General features: G+C 70.6%; 3 protein-coding genes and 1 pseudogene. 2 read left to right on the forward strand and 2 right to left on the reverse strand.

Going from position 1 to position 2,459, the window contains the following annotated elements:
* Positions 1-373 (reverse strand): annotated as a pseudogene (locus tag R1101_RS0121160) (ZIP family metal transporter); the annotation flags it as partial.
* 140 nt (positions 374-513) lie between these two features.
* On the opposite strand from R1101_RS0121160, the gene R1101_RS0121165 reads away from it, so the two are divergent.
* The gene (locus R1101_RS0121165) at positions 514-1,710 is read left to right on the forward strand and encodes a Fic family protein (protein ID WP_016935262.1); all 1,197 of its coding nucleotides are present in this window, start codon (positions 514-516) and stop codon (positions 1,708-1,710) included.
* 16 nt (positions 1,711-1,726) lie between these two features.
* Here R1101_RS0121165 and R1101_RS0121170 read toward each other — a convergent pair whose 3' ends face one another.
* Positions 1,727-1,951 carry a DUF2188 domain-containing protein gene (locus R1101_RS0121170; protein WP_016935263.1) on the reverse strand — a complete coding sequence of 75 codons (225 nt, stop codon included), beginning with the start codon at positions 1,949-1,951 and terminating at the stop codon, positions 1,727-1,729.
* Between the two features lie 153 nt (positions 1,952-2,104).
* Between R1101_RS0121170 and R1101_RS0121175 the strand changes: the two genes are divergently transcribed.
* A partial coding sequence (locus tag R1101_RS0121175) for a site-specific integrase (RefSeq protein ID WP_016935264.1) occupies positions 2,105-2,459 on the forward strand: 355 nt, incomplete at its 3' end.

The raw sequence follows: 2,459 nt of genomic DNA on the forward strand, positions 1-2,459 counted from the left end.
GCAGCACGAGCCCGGCGGAACCTGCCTCGGCGAGGGTGGTGCCGAGGGCGGCGTTCTCCGGGATGCCGTCGAGCAGCGCACCGAGCATCAGGGCCCATCCCAGGGCTGCGGGACCGAGTTCGTTCTCGATCAGGTGGTCGGCGACGACGTAGACGAGCGTGCCGAGCATCAGCGCGCCGCCGGCGGCCCACAGGCCCTGATCGGCGAAGGCGGGGGCGAACAGTTCGGTGGAGACCGCCGCGACCATGGCGCCGGCGCCGAAGGCCATCGATCCGGCGAGCACCGGTCGGGGCAGGTCGTAGCGCAGTCCGATCACGGCGCCGAGGAACAGGGGCACTGCGGTGCCCAGTCCGTACCACAACGCTGTCCACATCGCGCTGTCCTCCGGTCCCGGGATGGGTGTGCTGTTCCCTGCTTCGATGCTTCGGATACCCCGGGGGACGGCTCGGGGAACCGAGAGCCGCACCCCTCCATACCATCGGATAATCGACTATCCGATGGTATGCTGCGGAGATGGCCTCGCCTGACGTTGTTTCCCGGTGGCCTGCGGTCACCTACGAGCAGCACCCCTGGACCAGCGGCGACACCTACGGCTCGCGGCGCGAACGGCGCCTCACCACCGGCCCCTACCGGGCCGCCGTACCCCCCTTCATCGCGCACCGGCCCGTCCCGCTCGGCGGCGACCTGCAGGCCCTCACCGAGGAAGCGGCCACGGAACTGACCCGGTTCGACGTCGAGGTCGGCCACATCACCGCCCCGTTCGCCTCCATCCTGCTGCGCACCGAGAGCGCGTCGAGCTCCGAGATCGAGAACCTCTCCAGCGGCGCCCGACAGATCGCGCTGGCCGAACTCGGCGAACACGCCTCCCGCAACGCCCGCCTCATCATCGGCAACGTGCGCGCGATGCGCGCGGCGCTGGAGTTGTCCGATGCCATCGACGCCGACGCGATCCTGCGGATGCACCACGCGCTGCTCGAGCACGACGATCCGGGGATCGCGGGCCGGTGGCGGCAGCAGCAGGTGTGGATCGGCGGCGGCAGCCTGGGCCCGCACACCGCACAGTTCGTGCCGCCGCACCACGAGCGGGTACCGGAACTGATCGACGATCTGGTGGTCTTCGCCAACCGGGACGATCTGCCGGTGATGGCGCAGATCGCGGTCGCGCACGCGCAGTTCGAGACCATCCATCCCTTCCCCGACGGCAACGGCCGCGTCGGGCGGGCGTTGATCCAGGCGATGCTGCGGGGCGGGCAGCTCACCCGCAGCGTGGCCGTGCCGGTCTCCGCGGGACTGCTGCACAACACGGCCGAGTACTTCGCGGCGCTCGGCGCCTACCGCGCCGGTGATGTCGAACCGATCGTGCGGTCCATCGTGGACGCCTCGTTCGCGGCGGTCACCAACGGCCGCACCCTCGTCGCCGATCTCGAGGCGGTGCGAGAGATCTGGCGGAGCCGGGTGACGGCGCGGCGGGACTCGGCGGTGCACCGGCTGGTGGACGTGCTGCTGCGGCAGCCGGTGATCGACAACCGCACGGCCGCGGCGGCGCTGTCGGTGACCGGCGCCAACGCCCAGATCGCGATCGACCGGCTGGTGGACGCGGGGATTGTCACACAGATCACCGAGGGTCGCCGCAACCGCCTCTGGCAGGCCAAGGACGTGGTGCGGGTGCTCGACGAGTTCGCCGCGCGCGCCAAACGCCGCCGCGGCTGAGCCGGCCGGAACCGGTTCAGCCCGGGATGTCGCGCGGATCGTGGCCGTAGGTGTTGCGTTCGCCGATGGTCCCGTCCAGGTTGTGGACGAGATGTTCGACTTCGCGTCGGCGCGCTTCGTCGCGGCCGGCCGCGACGGCCTCGACGCGCGTGGGGTAGGTGCCGAGCAGCTCGCTCGAGCCCTCGATCCGGTTGTGCCAGGATCCGTCCTGGTGGAACGTCTCGACGTCACCTGCGGGCATGGCGTGCTCCTCTCCTCGACGGGCCTCGTTCGTCGCGTACCCGGTGACGAGCCCACCCGAACCCCGAACGCGTCCCGGTCTCCGCTGCCCCGTCGGTCCCTGCTGTCACACTGGACTCGCACATCTGTACGAGTGGTTCACGGGAGGAGCATCGTGGCGGGCAGCGCGACCGAACCGGGATTGTCGGACTGGATCGGGTCGTATCTGGAGACCCTGCAGACGGCGAAGCGGTCCCCGCACACCGTCAAGGCGTACCGGCTCGATCTGTACGCGGTGCGCGCACACCTCGCGGGCGTGGGCGGGATTCCGGAGGAGACCCTGGCGCTCGGCGACGTGACGGTGCGACGGTTGCGGTCGGCGTTCGCGGCGTTCGCCGCCGAGCGGCAACCGGCGTCGGTGCGCCGCGCCTGGTCGGTGTGGAACAACTTCTGCAACTTCCTCGTCTCCGAAGGAGTCTCGGAGGGCAACCCGATGGCGTCGATCGCGCAGCCGAAGAAACCGCAGCACA

It is taken from the genome of Rhodococcus sp. R1101, assembly GCF_000278445.1.
In the GTDB taxonomy this organism is placed as follows: domain Bacteria; phylum Actinomycetota; class Actinomycetes; order Mycobacteriales; family Mycobacteriaceae; genus Rhodococcus; species Rhodococcus gordoniae.